19 protein-coding genes and 1 pseudogene are annotated in these 21,028 nt (G+C 43.7%); 9 read left to right on the top strand and 11 right to left on the bottom strand.

All coding sequences use genetic code 11. The annotated features are described in order from the left end of the window. Positions 1–422 precede the first annotated feature (422 nt). Together F6J99_RS22190 and F6J99_RS22185 are read left to right on the top strand one after the other, a co-directional pair. Entirely contained in the window at positions 423–620 is a 198-nt protein-coding gene (locus tag F6J99_RS22190) for a hypothetical protein (RefSeq protein ID WP_293115385.1), read from the top strand. 41 nt (positions 621–661) lie between these two features. Continuing rightward, positions 662–877 carry a hypothetical protein gene (locus F6J99_RS22185; RefSeq protein ID WP_293115383.1) on the top strand — a complete coding sequence of 72 codons (216 nt, stop codon included), beginning with the start codon at positions 662–664 and terminating at the stop codon, positions 875–877. Here the strand turns inward: F6J99_RS22185 and F6J99_RS22180 are convergent. Beyond that, positions 874–1,077: a hypothetical protein gene (locus F6J99_RS22180; RefSeq protein ID WP_293115381.1), complete on the bottom strand. Its 204-nt coding sequence runs from the start codon at positions 1,075–1,077 to the stop codon at positions 874–876. The genes F6J99_RS22185 and F6J99_RS22180 overlap by 4 nt on opposite strands. Before the next feature lie 73 nt (positions 1,078–1,150). Between F6J99_RS22180 and F6J99_RS22175 the strand changes: the two genes are divergently transcribed. Continuing rightward, positions 1,151–1,720: a Uma2 family endonuclease gene (locus tag F6J99_RS22175; RefSeq protein ID WP_293115379.1), complete on the top strand. Its 570-nt coding sequence runs from the start codon at positions 1,151–1,153 to the stop codon at positions 1,718–1,720. 355 nt (positions 1,721–2,075) lie between these two features. Then, positions 2,076–2,645 (top strand): Uma2 family endonuclease, encoded by a 570-nt coding sequence (locus tag F6J99_RS22170; RefSeq protein WP_365973893.1) that lies wholly within the window; start codon positions 2,076–2,078, stop codon positions 2,643–2,645. Positions 2,646–2,662: 17 nt separating this feature from the next. On the opposite strand, the gene F6J99_RS22165 is transcribed toward F6J99_RS22170, so the two are convergent. Further along, entirely contained in the window at positions 2,663–4,054 is a 1,392-nt protein-coding gene (locus F6J99_RS22165) for a transposase (RefSeq protein ID WP_293115377.1), read from the bottom strand. A 52-nt stretch (positions 4,055–4,106) separates the two neighbouring features. Here F6J99_RS22165 and tnpA point away from each other — a divergent pair. After that, positions 4,107–4,584, top strand: a pseudogene (gene tnpA, locus F6J99_RS22160) (IS200/IS605 family transposase). Between the two features lie 161 nt (positions 4,585–4,745). Here tnpA and F6J99_RS22155 read toward each other — a convergent pair. The 4 genes from F6J99_RS22155 to F6J99_RS22140 all read right to left on the bottom strand — a co-directional run bounded on the left by F6J99_RS22155 (position 4,746) and on the right by F6J99_RS22140 (position 13,461). Beyond that, entirely contained in the window at positions 4,746–5,453 is a 708-nt protein-coding gene (locus tag F6J99_RS22155; RefSeq protein WP_293115375.1) for a Uma2 family endonuclease, read from the bottom strand. Between the two features lie 72 nt (positions 5,454–5,525). Beyond that, entirely contained in the window at positions 5,526–10,322 is a 4,797-nt protein-coding gene (locus F6J99_RS22150; protein WP_293115373.1) for an SdrD B-like domain-containing protein, read from the bottom strand. 879 nt (positions 10,323–11,201) lie between these two features. Beyond that, a complete protein-coding gene (thrS, locus tag F6J99_RS22145; protein WP_293115371.1) occupies positions 11,202–13,019 on the bottom strand; it encodes a threonine--tRNA ligase in 1,818 nt (605 codons plus the stop codon). Positions 13,020–13,308: 289 nt separating this feature from the next. After that, entirely contained in the window at positions 13,309–13,461 is a 153-nt protein-coding gene (locus F6J99_RS22140) for a hypothetical protein (RefSeq protein WP_293115369.1), read from the bottom strand. 84 nt (positions 13,462–13,545) lie between these two features. Here F6J99_RS22140 and F6J99_RS22135 point away from each other — a divergent pair, with 84 nt between their 5' ends. Then, on the top strand, positions 13,546–13,893 hold the full coding sequence (locus F6J99_RS22135; RefSeq protein ID WP_293115367.1) for a DUF2605 domain-containing protein: 348 nt from the start codon (positions 13,546–13,548) through the stop codon (positions 13,891–13,893). Between the two features lie 147 nt (positions 13,894–14,040). Next, positions 14,041–14,379 (top strand): DUF2973 domain-containing protein, encoded by a 339-nt coding sequence (locus F6J99_RS22130; RefSeq protein ID WP_070394201.1) that lies wholly within the window; start codon positions 14,041–14,043, stop codon positions 14,377–14,379. Between the two features lie 224 nt (positions 14,380–14,603). Here the strand turns inward: F6J99_RS22130 and F6J99_RS22125 are convergent, their stop codons facing one another. From F6J99_RS22125 to F6J99_RS22115, 3 genes are all read right to left on the bottom strand, one after another. After that, a complete protein-coding gene (locus F6J99_RS22125) occupies positions 14,604–15,512 on the bottom strand; it encodes an H-type lectin domain-containing protein (RefSeq protein ID WP_070394200.1) in 909 nt (302 codons plus the stop codon). A gap of 617 nt (positions 15,513–16,129) precedes the next feature. After that, a complete protein-coding gene (locus F6J99_RS22120; RefSeq protein WP_070394199.1) occupies positions 16,130–16,711 on the bottom strand; it encodes a hypothetical protein in 582 nt (193 codons plus the stop codon). 569 nt (positions 16,712–17,280) lie between these two features. Next, positions 17,281–17,940 carry a GNAT family N-acetyltransferase gene (locus F6J99_RS22115; protein WP_081431280.1) on the bottom strand — a complete coding sequence of 220 codons (660 nt, stop codon included), beginning with the start codon at positions 17,938–17,940 and terminating at the stop codon, positions 17,281–17,283. 402 nt (positions 17,941–18,342) lie between these two features. On the opposite strand from F6J99_RS22115, the gene glcD reads away from it, so the two are divergent. Next, positions 18,343–19,806, top strand: a complete 1,464-nt coding sequence (glcD, locus tag F6J99_RS22110) for a glycolate oxidase subunit GlcD (RefSeq protein ID WP_293063195.1) — start codon at positions 18,343–18,345, stop codon at positions 19,804–19,806. A 94-nt stretch (positions 19,807–19,900) separates the two neighbouring features. Here the strand turns inward: glcD and F6J99_RS22105 are convergent, their stop codons facing one another. Continuing rightward, on the bottom strand, positions 19,901–20,140 hold the full coding sequence (locus F6J99_RS22105) for a hypothetical protein (protein ID WP_293115363.1): 240 nt from the start codon (positions 20,138–20,140) through the stop codon (positions 19,901–19,903). 63 nt (positions 20,141–20,203) lie between these two features. Continuing rightward, on the bottom strand, positions 20,204–20,449 hold the full coding sequence (locus tag F6J99_RS22100; protein WP_293115361.1) for a hypothetical protein: 246 nt from the start codon (positions 20,447–20,449) through the stop codon (positions 20,204–20,206). A 330-nt stretch (positions 20,450–20,779) separates the two neighbouring features. On the opposite strand from F6J99_RS22100, the gene F6J99_RS22095 reads away from it, so the two are divergent. Then, positions 20,780–21,028 (top strand): DUF4332 domain-containing protein (locus tag F6J99_RS22095; protein ID WP_293115359.1); only part of this gene is annotated, 249 nt, incomplete at its 3' end.

Here is a 21,028-nt window from a genome sequence, read left to right as displayed (position 1 = left end):
AGTATTAAGGAAATTGAATTATTGTAAATAATAAGCTCGTTACCATTCTAGGCCACGGGGAATGCCAATAGAGCAGATCTGCATATAAAGAGTGATTTGTCAAAAAAATTTAGATGCGTTTGCCCTGGGGCAAGAAGTGAATGTAAAATTATTTGTACTTAGGTAATTATTGTCATTTAGCACTGCTATAGTTATCAGGGTAAGCGCCATAAAAATTGAGCCAAAATGTAATATAGGGCAAGGATTATGATAATATTAAGCCCTGATTATCAGCGCTATTGCAATTTGTATTAATAGTGTTAACAAGAAAAGAATGCCGCCTTATTGATTATTGCGTTTACCCTGCATCCCTTCCCCAATTTGGCCGTATGGGAGATCACTATTATAATTATAGATGCAGTAGATAAAGGCGATGGCATTTTATGAGTGTTGCAGAAATCAAAGAAGCAGTAATGAAACTCTCTACGGGAGAATTAACAGATCTGGTTAAATGGCTTGATGAATTCTATGAATCTCTATGGGATAAGCAAATTGAGGAAGACTTTGAATCTGGCAAACTAGATCATCTAATTAAACAAGCAAGGCAAGAATTCATAGAGGGAAAGTGCCAGGAAATTTAAAGCATTTCACTACTTAACAGTTTTGGGAGTACTACCATCAGTTGCCACAGGAAATTAAAGAATTAGCAGATAAGAACTATGAGTTGCTTAAGCAAGATCCAAAACATCCATCTTTGAAATTAAAAAAGATCAAAAGTTTGTGGTCGGTAAGAGTAGGTAGAAATTATAGAGCTTTAGGTTCTGATGAACCAGAGGGAGTTCTATGGTTCTGGATCAGCCCACACAGCAAGTACGATGATATCTTAAAGCAAATCTAGCTTTTGTAGTGCGATGGTTGTAGTGAATGAAAGATGCGATCGCGTTTTGGAGAATGCGTTCGCGTAGCGGCTCGTACCGAGCATCGCTTTTCTGGTGGGCATGACTGGAACTGAATCCAGCAACAGTTAAAATCTAAGAAACAGGAGTAGGACTTACGCATTTGCCCCCTAAATCCCCCAATTCTGGGGGACTTTGACATCATTACCCCCCAAAATTGGGGGGCTAGGGGGGCGCTTATCAACTTAACCGCGTAAGTCCTGAGGAGCTCATCAATGGTTGCTGTTAATCAAATTAGACAAACGTTAACTCTGGCAGAATTTTTAGAACGTCCTGAAACCAAACCTGCTAGTGAATATGTCAATGGACAAATTCAACAAAAACCTATGCCTCAAGGAAAGCACAGCATCCTTCAACGGGAATTAAGTTTTGCTTTAACACTGGCCTTAAAGCCAGAGCGAACTGCCCAGGCATTCCCCGAACTGCGGTGTACCTTTGGTGGGCGATCAATTGTCCCAGACGTTGCCGTCTTTCGTACAGAACGGATTCCTCGTGATCATGATGGCCAAGTGGCCAATTCGTTCAATCTACATCCAGATTGGACCATCGAGATCTTATCCCCCAAGCAGAGCCAAACCAAAGTTATTCGCAACATTCTCCATTGTCTCGACAACGGTACTAACATGGGGTGGCTATTGGATCCGGAAGAGTCCTTGATATTTGTCTATAGTGCCGATAAATCCGTGCAACTGTTTGAAAACTTAGAGGTGGTGTTGCCGGTGCCAGAGTTTGCCGAAGCTGTGCAGCTTAAGGTCGGTGAGATATTTGATTGGTTGAAAGAGTAAACGGATCTTGTCGGATGCGATCGCGTAGCGGCTCGTACCGAGCATCGCTTTTCTGGTGGGCATGACTGGAACTGAGTCCATCAACAGTTAAAATCTTAAGCATTCAGCTATCAGCTAATGCGCTACGCGCACACTACGTGAACAGCTATCAGGTAATGCGCTACGCGAACGCTACGGCAACAGCTATCAGCCAAAGGCCTGTGGCCACGCTACGGGAACAGTTTATGTCCATAGCACACGCTACAGCTACAGCTTTTGAATAAAATAAGCTGTTCGCGAAGCGTGAGCCTTCGGCTCACGGCTGACCGCTGACCGCTGAATGCTTACTTAAAATATAAGAAACAGGAGGTCATAAATGGTTGCTGTAAATCAAATTAGACAAACGTTGACCCTGGCAGAATTTTTAGAACTTCCTGAAACGAAACCTGCTAGTGAATATGTCAATGGACAAATTGAACAAAAACCTATGCCTCAAGGAGAACATAGTACCTTACAAACTCGTCTTGGTACAGCGATTAATGAAGTTGTTTTGCCGAAAAAAATCGCCCATGCTTTTACTGAATTAAGATGTACTTTTGGGGGACGTTCTATTGTACCAGATATTACATTATTTAGTTGGAATCGTATTCCGAAAACAGAAAAAGGAAGAATTGCCAATAAATTTGAGCTTTATCCTGATTGGGTTATCGAAATTCTTTCGCCTGAACAATCTGCGAATAAAGTGATCAAAAAAATACTGTTTTGTCTGAACCAGGGAACAGAATTAGGCTGGTTAATTGATCCTGAAGATGAATCAGTGATGATATTTCAACCGAAGCAATTGCCAGAGATTAAATCAGATGAAGAAATTTTACCTGTCTTAGAGAGTCTTAAAGATTGGCAATTATCCGTTGCAGAAATGTTTAGTTGGTTAAGTGTTAAGTGATGTACCACACACTGACGCTACGCTTTCAGTGTGGGCTTCTGATGCTCATAAAGAGCGGTCAGAGCTTCCTGCGAGGTACTATTAGTAGTAGATTCAACAACTACAGGCTTCCCTCTACGGCGTTTTATAGTCGGGAACACATCCAGCCCGACTCGCTTTATGTTGATTGATGCGTTGACATCTCTATCGACAATCAGCTTTAATTCCTCATCGAAATACTCTCGCATATCTCGGTCGGTGAACACAAATTCATCTCGATAAGAGAGGAGTTGAGATGTGTAATTTGGCTTGACTTCGACTACAATGGCGTTAGCTTTTGCGGCTACCTGACCCAGCACTTCAAAGAACTGACCAAAGGCTGCATCTAGCCAAGACTTGTTAAGTCCTGATTTTGATGATTGACCATTGGATAAGAACGTACCATCTCGCCCTCGTTTAGGAGTATTGCGACGAGTTAACCCCTTGAGGTTAAGCTTCTCGTGAAAGAAGACTTTCTTACCTGTATTCACCAGCTGATGAGCAGTTTTGTACTGGAAATCTTCACGACTCCTAGCTATCTGTTGATGAATACGGGCTTCCCGTTTTGCTAGTTTACGTCTGGCTTTACTTCCTTTTTTACGCTTATTTTTCCGTTGAGAAACTGTGGTTAACTTGTCTTGATTCCGACGAAGTGGTTTAAGGGATGGGAGTTTCTTGCCATCGGATATTGCTAGATAAAAGCCTCTATCTAGAACAGCATCCATTCCAATTGAGTTTTCCCAAGTAGGAATAATGTCATCAGGGTTGAACTCCGGCACTGACTTATCCTCTAGGCTCAGGTTACAGTACCATCCGTCAGCTTTTCTTGTAATTGATAGCTGTTTTAAGTTTGCACTATCAGGTAACGGTCTGTGTCTTCTCAGCTTAATCAAACCAATTTTAGGAACTTGAACAAACAACCATTTTCCGTTAACAGTACAGAACTTTAACCAAGAATTATCAGCATTTGGAAAGTTTAACGTCCGATATCTGGCAACATTCTTAAATCGAGGCTTGCCACTGCGTTTACCATTTTTGTCACCTGCTATAAACCTGTTAAAAGCGTTTTTTACTCTTGTACAGACATCTTGCAAAACAGTTGAATAAACCTCAGTAAAGTCTATCAACTCTCCAGACCATCCAATCTTAACCAAGTCTTTCTTTATCACTGGAAGTTGCTTTTTCTGGCTGTAGAAATTGGGCTGATCTTTAAGCTCCGGAAGGTAACAGATTAATGGACAGGCATTGACCGGACATCTATTTTTATCCCACCAATCAAAACGCTCACCCAACATCCGGTTATACCAATATCGACCAGCTCGCAGCCACTCGTTCAGTGTGAGTGTTTGTTGAGTCTCTGGATATAGTCGATATTGATACGTGTATTTCATTGGTGTTAACTTTTAAGCTACACTGATTATAGCAGACAACAGCAGGTAGTTTATGAAGAATGACTTTTTATCCAAGGGTCGGTCTGTCTCTGACCTTAAAGCTCATCTCGTATTGACGATCAAGTATCGTCGCAAAGTCTTTACTGGTGAGATGATTAGCCGTTTACATGAAATTTTTGAAAACTTACTTGAACAACAAGAATGATCGCTTGTTAGCCTTGATGGGGAAAAAGACCATGTTCACCTGCTGTTCCAGTATCACCCTGACATTCACCTGAGTAAACTGGTTAACTCATTGAAGAGTGTCTCAAGCCGAAAAATAAGAGTATAATTTGGTGAACAACTAGCCATAATCTACTACAAAAAACCTGCACAAGTGGAATAGTTCTTACTTTATTGCTAGTTGTGGTGGCGTTACTATTTATACTCTTAAAAAGTACATTGAAAACCAATACACTCCTGAGATGAGCAACAAAAACCCTGCACAAAATTCATCCCACGTCTCAAAGCGTAGCGTGAGCGTGGGATGAATTTTGTCAGAAGCTAATTTTTGGTTGGCGTTTCTTTTTTCCATTTATCGGCCATAAGTCATGGATTGAGAGTAATCACAATGACTAATGACCAATGACCAATTACCCAAGCTTGAAAAGAGCAATGCTACCGGAATGGATATGATATCCCAGTTGAGCAATTATCCCTGTGGCTCGATGCCTGCTGCTCTTAGCTGCGCTGCCAATTTCTCGGCTCGCTGCCGTTCATGGATCACCAACTCCGAACCCCACAGCAACATTTCTCCTTGCTGATCCCACCAACGTAACCAGTAACCAGTTCGGTTTTCCTTAGTTCCTTGCCAGATACCCAGAAATAAGCTGATTTCATCAATCCAGTAACGGTTATTACCATCGGGTGGTTGGAGTTGATAACGTCCTGAATCATCTAACCGATAGACTTCTATTACTCCAGTGTCTGGTTCAAAAATGACATAGTTCGGAACTTGTAAAACTTGCTCGTAGTAAAACCACTTGCCCGGAGGATAGGTTGGCTTGTTGGAATACTCCCCACCTTCAGTATCAGAGAGAAATTCCATGAGAATAGGAGGAATATCCCCTTGAAGTCTTGGGGTATAACTGCGTTTCACTTCTTCTCTGGGCACCCGAATCGATGGGACATATCCCCAATCTGGGGCTTTGACCACGATTTTGCCATTTAAAGTGGCACAGATACCATAATTGGTAGTAGTCAGAGCATTAGCTGGTAGTTTCCCAGCAATTTCCAAACTTTCTGTCAGAGCAGCAGCCAGGGCTGGTTGATTGATATTATCCACTGGTTCGTCGTCAAGAACGAAATCATCAGGTAACTTTTCCCAGGTAACTTCGTAAGTAGCTGTACTAGCTATCATAATTTAGTTCCTCTGCGAGCCTGCTCTTTTTATCATAGTCAGGCAATTCCAGACAACTGACGGGATAACAGTTTACTTCACTAGAGCCCGGAATCGGATAAACCCATAGGAATTCGGTGGCTCTCCTGGTGCAGTAGCTTGGGGCACATCTCCGACTTCGACAACCACAACTCCATTTTGGTTGACAGGTACATTACATCCCGCTGGCACTGAGGTCCCTGGTGAGTAATAGCGACCGCGATCGCTATCGGGGATATTAGTTAGATAGATGTTCGGTTCAGCTAAACCACTGCTGGGTAAAGGATCGGTACTCTCGAACAAGGCAATCCCGACATCACTAGCTGGGAAACCAGCAGTTTGATTGAAGGCATCCGGAATAAAAGTAGTTTCTGCCGGAACTCGGTCACAGATACGCAAGCTCTTGGCGTAATTGCTGCCATTGGAAAGGAAGTACACAGTGTATTCCAACTCATCCCCTGGCATCACTGTGCCAGAGTTAATTAATCCCCGCAGATAAATATTGGGATTGGGCCAGTTAGGATCATTATCGTCAGGAGCGCGTTCGCTTCCGACATGATTGTCAGTACCAGGACTATCAATACCATCAACAAAAGGTGAGCCAGATGTTGGTAAAGATTCCCAAACATTACTGTCTTTGCGCTTGATAGCGGTAATACGTTTAACCAGTATCACGTTGGGGAAGTTTTCATCAAACCCAAAGTTAATGTCACCCACAGCAGTAGTAGTCACCTCAATCGGTATATCATTAGAGGTTCCTAACATAAACTCATCGGGGATATCAGGATCGTTGGTATCGACTTGCACAATGTATTTCCCTGCCCTTAAGCTGGTGAATCTGTAATTGCCACTATTATTGGTATCAGTAAAAGCTTGTTGGGTATCACCAGCATCAATAACATCATTATTGTTAACGTCTTGGTACAGTACTACCTTAATGTTCACAGGTAGGGTAGATTCACCATTGTCAAAAGTATCGTTTTGGGGATTGTTGTCTTGGTAGAGAGTACCGGATACTTCACCAGTAGATGTAACTGGAAGGGCAATCATCCCCACATCGATGTCTCGTTTGTCTTCCGATTCAGCCAGAGCAAACACTTCGGTATATCCCGTAGTTGGATCAGCATCAGAATCAATCGTGTCATCATTGCCCACATTTTGGAAACCAATTTCATAGTCAGATGGGGCAATAAACTCTAAGAAATAGTTTCCTGCTTCTAAGCCAGAAAAGGAGTAAAAACCAGGATTACCAGCCACATCGTTGGTAGTCACTGTAGTTTGAAGTAGATTATCGTCTCCGCCACCAGGTTGACCATCAACACCTGGGTTATAAACGTTGACCGTCACACCATTGAGACCCAATTCACCAAGGTTTTGGAGTCCATCACCATTATTATCAATCCAGACAAAATCCCCTAAGATCGGCTGAGGTACTATTCCTGCATCTACATCCTGGTTACTGTCTCCAGCATTCAGGGTAATGTTAGCCGTTTGTCCAGTAGCATCAGCATCCGAGTCGAGAGTGTCATCACCTTGGTCTTGGGGAGAGAAAGCATGACTAGGGGGTGCAATGAATCTTACATAATAGGTGCCTGGTGTCAAGTCCCGGAAGCGATAGAAACCAGGATTATCATTGAAGTCATTACTGGTTTGGGTGGAGTCGATCAGAGTGTTGCCACTATCATAAAGTTCAACAGTGACACCATTGACACCAACTTCATCCCCATCTTGAGTACCATTGCCATCAGTATCCAACCAAACGAAATCACCTAAACTAGCGGTAGCTGGGTCTACAGAGGTTAGTCCAGCATCCAGATCACGGGTATCTGTAGTCTGGTTAACACTAAAGACATTTGTCTGTCCAGTATTGGGATCCGCATCGGAGTCAGCGGTCTCATCACCACCCTGGTCTTGAGGAGAGAGATTTAGGTTGTCTGGGGGAATGAATTTCAGGAAGTAATCTCCCGCTGGAACGTTCGAGAAAAGGTAAGCGCCATCATTACCGGTACCATCGGGAGCAGTTAAGGTAAACCCATAGAAACTATCGTCACTGGTACCAGGTTGACCATCACCTCCGTCTTGCCACAACTCAACCCGCACCCCATTGATACCCAGTTCACTATTATCTTGAATCCCATTACCATTTTGGTCATCCCAGACTAAGTCTCCAATGATAGCAGGGGTGGGGGGTTGAATCACAATGCCGACTTTGGGGGGTTCTGCGGGTAACAGGGTAGCTGCGGCACCGGATTGATCCGTTCGTGTCGAGACGAAAGCAAAGGAATTCCAGGCAATCTCGCCGTTGGTTGGTGCTCCAGCTGGTGCTCGCATTGGCCAGTTGAGGATCACCGACTCTAGGGGGTCAAGAACCAGGTTGCCCAAATTAAACCTCAGAGCGGTGACCGCACTGGGGTCACTGGGAAAGGTAGTACTCCAGTCATTGACGCAGCCACTAGGCCAATTAAGGTCTTGACCATCACTAGGATTGGGACGGCAAGGATTGGAATTGGTGGTGTATTCAACAGTGACACCAGGAATGGCCACGGTAACCGGACCAGCGAGATTAGGACGCCATTGGGAACCCCTGGCTGAACTAGTATTGAGCACTTGAGTATCGCCGATGGCAGGCAAGATATCGACTACTAGTATATTAGTCATGGGCACCGTGCCTTGATTGGTGATAGTGAGCTGGTAATCTACCTGTCCCCCCGGAACCGTGGTGCCACTAGTGGAAAAACTGGTATCGACCTCACCCTGAACTACTTTTTCTGAATCGAGGGTTGCGATCGCAGCTACTTGAACGTTTGCTGTTCTTCGACAAATCGTCTCATCGGTGATGCCATCCCCATCCACATCAAAAGTATCCTGACTCCTGCGGTTATTATGGTTACAATCGAACACGCTATCGTTGGACATCACGAACAATTCATTAGTCAACGAACCTGTACTCACCCCCTGCTCAACCACTGTATCGACATAGATTCTCAGCCACCTATTCTCTGGTATTTGGGTTCCTGTAATTTGCCAACGCAGTAAAGTGCGACCGGTGCCGTTGTAGTTGGGAATCGCCTCGAAGTTGATGGGAGAGTCAGCGGGCAAACTACTCGATCCCCCATTGGTAAACCTCCAGGCACCCCCATAATCAAGCCCTGCTGGCAGTAAATCGGCAATAATGGGATTGACATAATCTGCGGTAGCGCTCGACTCGTTGCGAAACTGTAGCCGAAATTCTATGGTGTCACCAGGAGCATAGGGTCCACTACTAGTTTCGTCTGTTTTGTTTGGATTTAGGATCGCTTGTAATGCCGAGATTTCTGTCTCTTGGCACTGTTCCAGGGGGTTTGTTGGTGAATTGGGCGTCCAAGTCAGTTGGGCACAGTTTTTGATCGTTTCCCCAATCGAGCGGTCAGGCTGAACCTCTACAAACAGTTTTGGTCTATTACTGCCTCCTGTAGCTTGAAAACCTACTGGTACATTGGTGTACTCGAACTCAACCCCTGTAATGTATTCCCCTGCTCCTAAGGTGATGTCAGTCCCAATGGTGAGGGTGGTGTTCTGAGGGTGTGAGGTACCGGCTGTCAAGGGGTTGAGATTAGTTTTGTAGCGGACAATCACATTCCCGGTGTAATTGTTGTATCTGCCTGTGCTAATTTTAGTGACCCGCACCTGATCTGAGAGGTTAATCCCATCGTCATTAAGTTGATCTAGGTCGTCAGTGACTGTCAGAGTGGTCATCGGTACATTACCGGTATTTCTTGGGTCAAGCCGAAACTCAAATTCATTGCCAATAGCCACCTGACCCGAGAATGATTTAGAACTCAATGTGCCTTGATAGTTAGCGTCTGCAAAACCATGTTCAGCCTGACCATTTAAGTTCAACAAAGGGGTGCCATCAATCAGTTCTCCTGTTGCAGTAGCTGGGTTAATCACAGTACTATTGGCACCACTAGTGTTGAAGGTACCACTAGGATACTCAACAGAGACTTGTGCGTTGAAACAATTTCTGCGACTCTGAATAGTGAGGTTACCTACATTCCAAGTGACAACCCCTGAGTTATGGGTACCCCCATTGGTAGCACTAACAAAACTTGACCCAACCGGAAGAGTATCTTGAACAACGACATTTTCTAGGTTTAGACCACCCTCAAGATTCTGGTCGTGGCAAAGCTTAATCTCATAGGTCACTGGTGAATCAAGAGCCGGATCACCATTGCTAGGAATCACCCGATTTTTCTCCAATGTCCACTTATTTAACGCAGCGTTTGAATCGATATCAGAGGTAACGGTTAGAGCATTGGAGGTGGGATTCCCGGCATTAGAACTTGTCCCTTCGGCTTCGTTAATCGCTGCTGTATTGTCTACAGTCGTACCGGAGGGAAACTGGACTCGAATCTCCAAGTTGACCGGGGAACCTGCTGGAATCGGTGAATTATACTCAACGGTAGCCAGTCCTGTATCCTCGTCATAGCTGACAGTAGCAGGACGTCCAGGAAGGATGGTGACATTGTTAGAAGACCAATCAATTTGAGGAGGGAGTTGGTCAGTAATCACCACATCCTGGCAGTCTTCATCCCCACTACAGGAGACGCGGATGGTGTAGATAAATTCTTGTCCTGATGGAACTTCTGTAATGCGATCACCATCGGCATTATTAGCAAGTTTCACCAACTGGAGTTGGGCATCAGCCCATACTGGAGTAGCGTAACCTGCGATCGCACTGACTAACATCACACTGCCAATCAGTGTATGGGGAAAAAACTGGGAAGGAAAACTTTTTCCTAGAGGATAGGGTAGACTTTTTGAGCCCAAATCGGGTGCGATCGCTTGGAGATAGTTCAATAAAGATTTCATGACTGGCCGCGATGAATAATGAGAATTGAGAAATTAAGCCAAACACGTTTTTAAGGACAAATCCGGTATCGAGAGATTACTTAGACGATAGGGCGTAAAACATAAATAAACTAAAATATAAATAAACTTTTGATCAGACACGGCCTGTCCAATTGGTTGTGCTTTAGGCCAAGTGAAAACCCGCTATAGTTAGTCAGTAAATCTCCCTAGTGAGAACACGGCTTTTTCCTTAATTAGTAGTGCTATTTTTTGTGCGAGCAGACCTTGTCTTGATACAGTGGCTCATGGGTTAAACCCCCGTGAGGCCACTGCATCGCTTTTAAGCTTTGCCTAAAACAGATTAAAGCGATGCTCGGTACGAGCCGCTACGCGAACGCACCCTGATTTTCGGCTAGTTTTAACTTGTCTAGTTAAACTATTGTTATTGTCCTAATCTAGGATTGCTTCATTTAAGCTGCTGTTGCCTAGAGATAATTACTGAAATTTAACCTGAAATTTAAAAATTTTAAATTGGTGATATCCGTGAATTCCACATGATAATGTTTTGGGAAGCAGGCTCTTAACTCGAATGGCACTGACTTAAAAGTTGGAAAAGACTTAAGATCGCAATAAAAGAGGCAAGATGGGGAGGATGGAGAAGCAGAAGTGTTGAGTGGCTTCACAAAAATTAATATAAATAGTTATAGGACTTCTAGAAACCGAAAAATTGCTAAAAACATAGGCTCTCCCATACCTGTGGTGATCAGCTGTTATGCATTAAAAATACCTGACAGCAAGGCATAAGGAAGAAGCAATGCATCTCCCTCGTTATAGATTTACAACAAAAAGATGCACCGAGTGAAAACGCGGTGCATCCCTAATCCCTACTACCTTGAGAGTCTAAAAATTCTCCCGATTCCGATTTGCCTGCTCCATCTTTTCTACAACCAGGTCTATGGGCATCATTCCCAATTCCCCAGCGGCACGGGTACGAATATTTAAACTGTTTGCTTCGACTTCCTTGGCACCAATCACACTCATCACCGGGATTTTAGCCTTTTCGGCATTACGAATTGCTTTACCGAGCCTTTCCCCACTGGTATCGACTTCTGCTCGAATCCCATGCGATCGCATTTTTGTTGCCACTTCCTGAGCAAAAGGCAACTGTGCGTCCCCGACTGGTAACAATCGTGCTTGTACTGGTGCTAACCAGAAGGGGAAGTCTCCCCCATATTCTTCAATCAATATCCCAGTTAGGCGCTCCAGGGATCCAAAGGGGGCACGGTGAATCATAATCGGGCGTTGGCGAGTGCCATCTTCTGCCACATACTCCAAATCAAATCGTTCTGGCAAGTTGTAATCCACCTGTACTGTTCCTAACTGCCATTCCCTGTCCAGGATATCCCGGAAGATAAAGTCCAGTTTAGGACCGTAAAATGCCGCTTCCCCTGGTGCTTCAAAGGATTCCATGCCCAAGGTATCCACAGCACGGCGAATTGCTCCTTGGGCTTTTTCCCAAGCCTGATCGGAACCAATATACTTATCCGAGGCCGGGTCACGGAAACTCAACCGTGCTTTAAAGTTCTTAAGTTGCAGACTTTTGAAAACTGATAGGATTAAATCCACCACACTGAGGAATTCCTGATCCAACTGATCCGGCATCACAAATAGGTGAGAATCATCCACCGTGAAACCGCGCACCCTGGTCAACCCCCCCAGTTCCCCAGATTGCTCATAGCGATATACTGTACCAAATTCTGCCAAGCGCATGGGCAACTCCCGGTAGGAGCGCAATTCACTCTTATAAATTTGGATATGGAAGGGGCAATTCATCGGCTTTAGGACAAACCCTTGTTCTGCGGCTGCCGCTTCCTCATCCTCAGCCATCATCGGGAACATATCCTCTTTATAGTTCTGCCAGTGACCGGATACCTTAAACAAGTCCACTCGACCAATATGGGGTGTCACCACTGGTAGATAACCTCGTTTAACCTGTTCTTGCTTGAGGAAATCTTCCAAAAGGGTACGCAAAACCGTTCCTTTAGGGGTCCACAGGGGTAATCCTGGTCCAACCGGGTCAGAAAAAATAAACAGTCCCAGTTCCTTACCCAGCTTACGGTGATCCCGTTTCAGGGCTTCTTGCTTACGGCGCTTATATTCCTGTAGTTGCTCTGGGTTTTCCCAAGCTGTACCATAAATACGCTGGAGTTGAGCATTACTCGCATCCCCTCGCCAGTAAGCCCCAGCCACACTTTCCAATTGAATTGCCTTCGGGTTGATTTCACTAGTGTTTTCTACATGGGGACCAGCACACAAATCCCACCACTGATCCCCCAGGTGGTAAATCGAGATCGGGTCTTCTAAATCTGCCAAAATTTCCAGTTTATAGGATTCACCCAGTTCCTTGATCCGCCGTTGAGCTTCTTCCCGTGGCACCTCTTCCCGAATTACCGGAAGCTTCCGCTTAATGATTTTGACCATTTCCTTTTGGATTTTCTTTAGGTCTTGCTCAGTAAACGGTTCTGGCTGATCAAAATCATAATAAAAACCATTTTCAATCCAAGGGCCGATAGTCACCTGAGCCTTCGGAAATAGCTTCTGCACGGCCATCGCCATCACATGGGACGTCGTATGACGGAGCCTTTTTAGGGTCTCGGATTCGCTAGTACGGGGCAAATGAATTTTTTCAGGCTGTTCGGAGGCTTCTGAGTTAACCATCGGTGACTGTTCTATGGAATTGACTAACGCGCTATGACCGTAACACCAATTTTGCGCTATCCCTCTATGATACAAACCTTGTCTTGATGCAAAGGGCGAGTGGGGGAAACCCCCTGTTCCCTTGCTGCATCGCTAGTTTTTGGGGCAGTACATGTTTCTGGTGTAGTACTCTATCAATTTAGTGTTGAGGGTTAGGGCAAGGGGTTAGGGGTTACGGGTTGGCTTAATGGTTTTGGTACTTAATGGATAGCACAGATGCATAGTACAAGGGTGCCTAATTGGCCAAGGTCTATTCTAGATCATCTCCAGAGAATTCCCCTCTATCACAATCTGCCCCATCTAAGCATCTGAGCATCTGGCCATCAATCGTCTTGATGATGGGTATTAAATCGCACTTGATCTTACCCCTCAATTCAATTTTGATAGAGTAGTAGTCTCTCACAAGTGTTAAGGGTTATGTCAAAAATTGTAAAAAAATGTAAATATAATTAAGGTAGACTATAAAAAAATAAACCGTTTTAATATCATGGAGCAACCCCAGCCATCAACACCGGAGTTACTCAAAACCATATTGGAACCGCTACTAGTAGATTTTGACTACTGGTTTGAGCGATCGCTTTCGTTGTTAGAAACTGAAGATATCACCTTTTTGACCAAGGAGGAACAATCTGACCTACTAAAGCGGGTAAAGGAAGCCCAGCAGGAGGTAAATACAGCTAAAATGCTTTTTAACGCTACCGATGGTCAAGTAGGAGTTGAACTTTCTACCATGATGCCATGGCACCAATTAGTGAGAGAATGTTGGGGAGTGGCAATCCGGTGGCGATCATTGGCATCCGGTGCATCCGAGTCAGCGGCTTCAGGGAATGACTAATCTTGACGCGCCTAGATTCAGGAAATGATTGAGGATATAGTGGACTACCGTTTGTTAAAGTTAACTAACCACCTATAAAAAGCCGTTTTTTATCCCTGAGCAAGACAAGGAGTTAAAGACCAACTATTCGGTCGGGAGGACAATACGATGTTACACCTAATTTATCTAGTTGCCTTTACTGTTCTAGCATTTTTAGCAATTGGAAATTTAATTCGCAACCTATTAAGTTTGAGTTTTGATTCCCAGCGTTCTTTCTCAGCATCGGGAAAATCACCCACCCAATGGGGACGGAATCAAGTGAATGCCAATCCATCTCCTGCTAAGTCAGTACCGCACCCGGAACTGCTTGATGATAGTGGCAACCCTATTAATGAACCCCTGTTAGTGATGCGGTCAATGACCGTTGAAGACGCTCGCCAACAGTTAGACGCTATATACAATTCTTCTCCCGGTAACAGCAAGGGGAAGACAGAAGAAAACCAATAGTCTATTGATTTCAGGTTAAGGCTAGACAAAGGGAAAGGGGATAAGCAAAACTATTTCCCCTGACCGAATTCGTTGCTCGACAAACTATAGCGCTGCAAGCCGGGAATAGGGAATAGGGAATAGGGTATAGGGTATAGGGTATAGGGTATAGCGATGCAGCGCTGAATCGATTTTCCTTGACAGACAGCATTCAATTATAAGTATTCAACTGAAATCGATCTGATTTATTTGCCATAGGCAAACCAACTTGCATTAGCGCTGTAAACCCGCGTGTCTCCCCAGGTTTCCAATACATAATGAAACCCCTCTCGATTGACATGAGTTACATCAACTTTTAATCGGAGATTTTCATCATTATCACTATCGATATCGTTTAAAGCAATATAAACCACAGGATCGGAAGAAAAGTTCGTATTAAACTTTTTCTCACCTGATATTCTTCGTCTGCCATCACCTTTTGATAAATTCCCTTCCCTAACAGAAATTTCTCCACTCTCCAGTTTAATCTGTGAACTAGCCACTTCTTCGATACTTCTAGAGATAGTAATCAACTGATTACTATCTTGAGTTAAGTTATTGATCCGTTCAACTATATCTCCCAAGGCGACTGGGTCTGATTCTATAAGAGCATTAAGTTTTTTCTCTATAGTAGAAGCGTTGATATCTAAGCTTTGCACCTTACTATTTAGATATTGAGCTTGTTTTTGATAATCTTGAGTTTGGGTTTTGATAGTTTGAGTTTGTTGCTGAAGAACTTGCAGATCAACTCGGTTATCAAATAGAGAGTTATTTATACGTTTGTTGAGTTTATCAAGTTGTTTTTGTTGATCTTTGATATGTCCTTTTACCGAACTATCAACAAGACTAGACATAACTACAAAACCACTGACTGTGGTGAATAGGGTAGTGAAAAGCAACAAGCCAATCACTAGGTGAAATTGTGTTCTGAATTCCTTCCTTAGTTCCTCAGCTATTTTGGGTGAAAATAGTTGTAATTCTGTATAAATTAAAGCTCTGATATCTGTAGAGCGCTTATCCAGATAACTTCGGTAGGTATCTAGTTCTTTCTTGAGATCATCTCGTTCGCTTCTTAGGCGATCGATAGTTTTTTTAAGTATGTCAAAATCATTCATAGTAACCAACTAGCTAAATACCGACAATTCCATAGATAAGCTGTTCAGCATTTAGATTGGGATACCTAAATTACTCAAAGGGAACAGGGAACAGGGAACAGGGAACAGGTAATAACCAATTTAAATGCACATCAGCTTAGTAATCAAGTCTCTCCATTGTCAGCCATGCTTTGCGCGAGTGGGGGAAACCCCCGCAGGTAGGGCTTTGGTGCGCTAACCGTAGGCGAATTAAATTAGCGCTTATTGTCGCACCTGAGGCATCGCTATGGGCTGTTATAGCTGAAATTGCTCAATTCGCCAACTACAGAGGCTGATCTGATGGCACCCAGGATAATCCATAGTGAACAGTAAATGGTGATAGTAAATGGTGATAGTAAATGGTGATAGTAAATGGTGATAGTAAATGGTGATAGTAAATGGTGATAGGTAGGGGTTTAGCAGAATTCTCTGTTACCCATTACCCATTACCTACTATAGCGCTAGTTGCTCTAATCATTGAACTCTGTTAAATAATGCTTCGTGAGACCGGGAGCTGGGGAGATTCCGGAGATCTAAATCTAAATTTATAAATTTTCTAATCAACTGAGACGATCAGCATCAGCCAAAGGATTCCAGACTTAATGCTCATGGTGAGGGGCATTACGTACCTTCCTGATTGTATAGGGCAAAACCCCTACCAGCAGAGCAAAGGCTTCATCTGGCAGTTGGGCAATAGTGTTGGCATCAAAACCAAATCCCTCAAACTGTTCAAGAATCTGTTGGGTTCGTTGTATAGGACTTGGATATTCTGTAATTTGTTTAGTCAGTCGAATCCATTGCCGCCGAATCAAATAAGCACGCCGTCGCTCCTCAGCTGATTCTGGAGAAATCAATGATAGATTGCCCACTGGCACTACTCCCTGACAATCAAGATCAAATATTCCTCCTACAGCCGAACCTGGTCCTGCAAATTCTGCATGGTAGTGTTTATATATGATTAGGCCATTGCGACGCCTACTATTAACAATTAACAATTGTTTATCCCGAAATTGCGAGAGAATTTCTGATGGCTGTGAGTCTCTCATCTTGTTCTTGCAGGGGTTCAGGCTTTCCTGGTTCATGCCACTTAGGGGTTGAGGATTGGCGAGACCCTGGTTGTGAGCAACCACCTCCTTTGGGTAAAAAGCTATCTGGTAATAGTGTTGGTATTTACTCTCCATCTCAAACTATATGGCGTAATATCGAGCGAGCAGGTAAGCACCCAAGCTAAAAGCCCCGATCCACTTTCCTTAAATAACTGTAAGTTTTTGAAAATACACAAAACGGAGAGTCAAGTCTTGTTTAACTACCATTTCCAACTATAAACTTGGGTTTAACCTAAGTTTATAGTTATCAAAAAACACCTCAAAATGGCTTCAAGACACCAAAACTTTGTATTGCTAGATACTAGATTATAGATTATTGGTATCAATAGCTACAATTTATCGGTACAAAGCAAATTTTGTGGTTTAGTACGGTAGATCTGATGGGATTTACAAGTAGACCGTAGCACAAATCAACTAAATTTCTCCACCAGCGAGGTCTTCAAACACTAATTTTCTTGAAAGCTTTATCAATAACCCCCTTTTTGATCTGTTATCAAAAACGATACTCTGCTACAGATAGTCTGAGCAAAAATAAATAAGTAATTAAAACATATTTTGTTTTTTTTGTCAATGTGATAAATCACCAAATGTAAAATATATCTGTTATTCGTCAGCTTGATAACTCCATTATGACGAAATTCAGCCTACTGAGACAGACTCTGACCCTGTAAACTAAGACCAGCAGGATTAATCTGCTTGTGTAAGAGCAGGCGTTTGGGAAGCCTAAGCAATCCTCCGGTATAGCTTGGTTCTACCCGATGCAGTTCATATCCCCTCTTGAGATAAAGTTGCCTGGCCTGATAATTGTTTTCCAAAACATGCAAGTAGAGGTCTTGAAAGCCCCATTCTAGGGCAGTTTGCTCACAAGCCAATAGCAAATTTTCCCCGACTCCTTGCCGCCGACAAGACTTTCTGACAGCCAGATTGGAGATGTAAAGATGTTGGCAGTTAGGCTTTGGCCAACAATAGCGAGAACGGAGTGTTAGCTCTACAGTCCCAGCTAGCAGCTGACTGGTAGCAGCAGAATCGGGAACGGTAGTGACGGCGACTAAACACAGGTAATGGGGTAAACTAGATCGCAGTCTGTGGCGCAAATCTTCGTAAATACCCAGTCTTAATAGAGGGTGAACCCAGCTGATCAGCCCTTTTTGAGGGTGAAAGCTATCTGCAAGAATATCTGCTAAGGTGCTAATATCCTCAGATTGAGCAGCACGTATAGTGACTTGAGATATACCACCAGCCAAGGTATCTTGACCAGTAGGGACAGATTTATGAAGGGTTAAGAAAGAAAAGCAGGAATCCACAACTACAAAATTAAAATTATTTGGGAATGGTAAACTCTAACTAAAGTATGTAGACTATACCCCGAAGGGGTTCTAAGTTCCCCCCCCCTAGCTTCCCGTAGGTTCAAGGAACCAGAAGGTATATGGCTAAGAACTCAGCAAGGAGGTATGAGCAATTGAGCTCGAAACTAATTACCCAATTTCAGGCCAGGTAAATATTAAGGTAAATAGGAGACATTAAACGTTATACTTCATAATTAATACCTTTTTGAGAAGTTTGATCAAAATCCGCTGACGGGATTAGCAAAGCGTGATTCCCGACCACCTTAAACTAGAAAGTCTTCAACGTCAGGTAGTTCACACACCTTAAACTAGAAAGTCTTCAACGTCAGGTAGTTCACATTATTCTATCGCTATTGAAATATGACGAATCATAAGACTGACTGGACCCCAATCATTAAGAAATTTGTTGCGATAGTAGGCAAAAATGGTGTGGTTCAACGTCGTGAAGAATTGCTGACCTATGAATGTGATGGTCTGGCCAGCTATCGCCAACGACCAGCGGTAGTAGTGCTACCACGCACTACCGAACAAGTCTCAGAGGTGCTTAAGATATGCGATCGCTATTCTATCCCGTGGGTGGCACGGGGTGCTGGCACCGGATTATCCGGTGGTGCTCTACCTATAGAAGATGGTGTGTTGATTGTCACTGCCCTAATGAAGGGGATCCTGGACATTGACCTGGAAAATCAGCGAATCGTAGTACAACCAGGCTTAATCAACAACTGGGTGACCCAAGCGGTAAGTGGTGCGGGTTTCTATTATGCCCCTGATCCCTCCAGTCAAATTATTTGTTCCATTGGTGGCAATGTGGCTGAAAACTCTGGTGGTGTCCATTGCCTAAAATATGGCGTGACCACTAATCACGTCATGGGGTTAAAATTGGTTCTTCCTGACGGTTCAATCGTGGATGTAGGGGGATCAGTTCAAGAAATGCCTGGTTACGACCTAACCGGCTTATTTGTTGGTTCCGAAGGCACCTTGGGGATCGCTACAGAAATTACCCTGCGCATCCTCAAGAGACCAGAATCAATTTGTGTCCTCCTAGCGGACTTTAGTAGCATTGAAGCTGCTGGTACTGCAGTTACTGACATTATTGGTGCTGGGATCATTCCTGCGGGTATGGAAATGATGGATAATCTCAGCATCAATGCGGTAGAAGACGTAGTGGCAACAGGTTGTTATCCGAGGGATGCTGGAGCAATATTGCTGGTAGAACTGGATGGCTTAAAGGTAGAAGTGGACACTAATAAACAGCGGGTTGCCCAACTGTGTAAACAGAATGGGGCAAGAAATATCACCACGGCTAGTGACGAAGAAACCCGCCTGAAATTATGGAAAGGTCGCAAAGCAGCTTTTGCTGCCGCAGGGAAGATCAGCCCCAATTATTTCGTCCAAGATGGGGTGATTCCTCGCACTGAGTTAGCCGGTGTTTTGAGGGAGATTGAAGCATTAAGCGAGAAATCTGGGTACACAATAGCCAACGTATTCCACGCGGGTGATGGAAATCTACACCCTCTAATCTTGTACGATGAAAAGGTGCCTGGGGCATTAGAAGAGGTAGAAAATGTTGGTGGCGAAATCCTCAAACTCTGTGTGAAAGCAGGGGGTAGTATATCTGGCGAACATGGGATTGGTGCGGATAAGAACTGTTTTATGCCAGATATGTTCACTAAGGTGGACTTGGAAACAATGAAATGGGTTAATCAGGTATTCAATCCCAAGGGTTTAGCCAATCCAGGCAAGGTATTTCCGACACCCCGGACTTGTGGAGAGGCAGCAAATGCCGGAAAAACCAAGGAATTTGAGTCTATCGAGCGTTTTTAAACCAAGTTTCGTCAGTTCGACATGAGCCTTCGTTATCCAGGAGTCAAGAGCTTTGAGTTAGGTTGAGATCAGGTCAAGAAATTTCCTTTCCCTATTATCTTTTTTTTACCTTTTGCCTTTTGCCGTTGCCAGTCAGTCGCTGCTTTTCTTGCCAAGCCACAAAGCAAATTCCCCACAAAAAACTCAAACTGACGAATAATCCTGAAGGATTACCAAGACTAAATAACAGCAAGACGAAAAAAAAACTACCAAGTTGAGCCGTTTGCTGGAGTAGGGAATTCAACCCAGCTTTGGCTTCTTGCTCCAAAGTCAGTTTGTTACGGCTTAACTTCATTCTAAAACCAACAAGGAAAATACCATTACCGATTGAAAACTGCTATATCGAAAATTTACTAAATTAAAAATTATTGAAATCTGCCCATAAACGACCAATTATGCGACCAGCAATCAGGATCCAGAGCAAAAAATTAGCGGCACCGATGATTAAGCTGGCATAAAATTGGACACCAATGGTACTATCTAGACAAACACTAAAATCTAAGAAGGTGTTGGAGAGAATTAACTGCCCGATTAAACTAGGAATGTAGAGGATTACAAGCAGAGCGATCGCATCCTGAAGGCTCAAGTATACACTTCTCCACATATCCCCTAGTAAAGCTTTACCAAGCTTATCCACAGAAGTCCATATATGTTGCATCAGATTTCTTGGAAGCACAAATGTGATCTGGCCGGTTTTGACACTAAGCCAGTATTCATTTCCACTGAACCGAGATCCGGATACTGATGTATAGTGGTTTGTTGAAGGTTGATCAAGGGCGAGGTACTTCACCCCCTTGAAAACTGCTAAAGGTTTGCACCTCCGTCGGCCCCGAGCAATCCCTCGCGGCCTAGGGTCGCACCTTAGGGTATGATTCCCTGTTGCGGTTCGGTGTAGGCTAGATTAATGTAGAAGCATCATTTCCCGGTAGTCTAGATGTCTACTAAATCCAAAATTCATCCGAGAACTACCCAAGTCAGTGACTGGTCAATTGAGCAGTTGCCCGGATTAAGTATTCAAGATCAATCAAAACTAAAAGAATTGGGCATTACCACCACTAGGCAGTTGCTCGACAAGGCAAGCACAGGCCAAGCTAAACAAGCGCTAGCTAACCAGTTAAAGGTTAAGACTCAGTACGTCAATAAATGGGTCGCCCTAGCCGATTTAGCTCGTATCCCTAGCATT

The sequence above is a fragment of the Moorena sp. SIO4G3 genome, from assembly GCF_010692305.1.
Classification (GTDB): domain Bacteria; phylum Cyanobacteriota; class Cyanobacteriia; order Cyanobacteriales; family Coleofasciculaceae; genus Moorena; species Moorena producens_A.
This window is presented reverse-complemented; position numbering and strand designations above follow the sequence as displayed.

Bases quoted from the DNA above. Each gene is read 5' to 3' on its own strand.
- F6J99_RS22190 (WP_293115385.1), top strand. From the start codon at position 423: ATGAGTGTTGCAGAAATCAAAGAAGCAGTAATGAAACTCTCTACGGGA.
- F6J99_RS22180 (WP_293115381.1), bottom strand. From the start codon at position 1,077: ATGTCAAAGTCCCCCAGAATTGGGGGATTTAGGGGGCAAATGCGTAAG.
- F6J99_RS22175 (WP_293115379.1), top strand. From the start codon at position 1,151: ATGGTTGCTGTTAATCAAATTAGACAAACGTTAACTCTGGCAGAATTT.
- F6J99_RS22170 (WP_365973893.1), top strand. From the start codon at position 2,076: ATGGTTGCTGTAAATCAAATTAGACAAACGTTGACCCTGGCAGAATTT.
- F6J99_RS22165 (WP_293115377.1), bottom strand. From the start codon at position 4,054: ATGAAATACACGTATCAATATCGACTATATCCAGAGACTCAACAAACA.
- F6J99_RS22155 (WP_293115375.1), bottom strand. From the start codon at position 5,453: ATGATAGCTAGTACAGCTACTTACGAAGTTACCTGGGAAAAGTTACCT.
- F6J99_RS22150 (WP_293115373.1), bottom strand. From the start codon at position 10,322: ATGAAATCTTTATTGAACTATCTCCAAGCGATCGCACCCGATTTGGGC.
- thrS (WP_293115371.1), bottom strand. From the start codon at position 13,019: ATGGTTAACTCAGAAGCCTCCGAACAGCCTGAAAAAATTCATTTGCCC.
- F6J99_RS22135 (WP_293115367.1), top strand. From the start codon at position 13,546: ATGGAGCAACCCCAGCCATCAACACCGGAGTTACTCAAAACCATATTG.
- F6J99_RS22130 (WP_070394201.1), top strand. From the start codon at position 14,041: ATGTTACACCTAATTTATCTAGTTGCCTTTACTGTTCTAGCATTTTTA.
- F6J99_RS22125 (WP_070394200.1), bottom strand. From the start codon at position 15,512: ATGAATGATTTTGACATACTTAAAAAAACTATCGATCGCCTAAGAAGC.
- F6J99_RS22120 (WP_070394199.1), bottom strand. From the start codon at position 16,711: ATGGAGAGTAAATACCAACACTATTACCAGATAGCTTTTTACCCAAAG.
- glcD (WP_293063195.1), top strand. From the start codon at position 18,343: ATGACGAATCATAAGACTGACTGGACCCCAATCATTAAGAAATTTGTT.
- F6J99_RS22105 (WP_293115363.1), bottom strand. From the start codon at position 20,140: ATGAAGTTAAGCCGTAACAAACTGACTTTGGAGCAAGAAGCCAAAGCT.
- F6J99_RS22100 (WP_293115361.1), bottom strand. From the start codon at position 20,449: ATGTGGAGAAGTGTATACTTGAGCCTTCAGGATGCGATCGCTCTGCTT.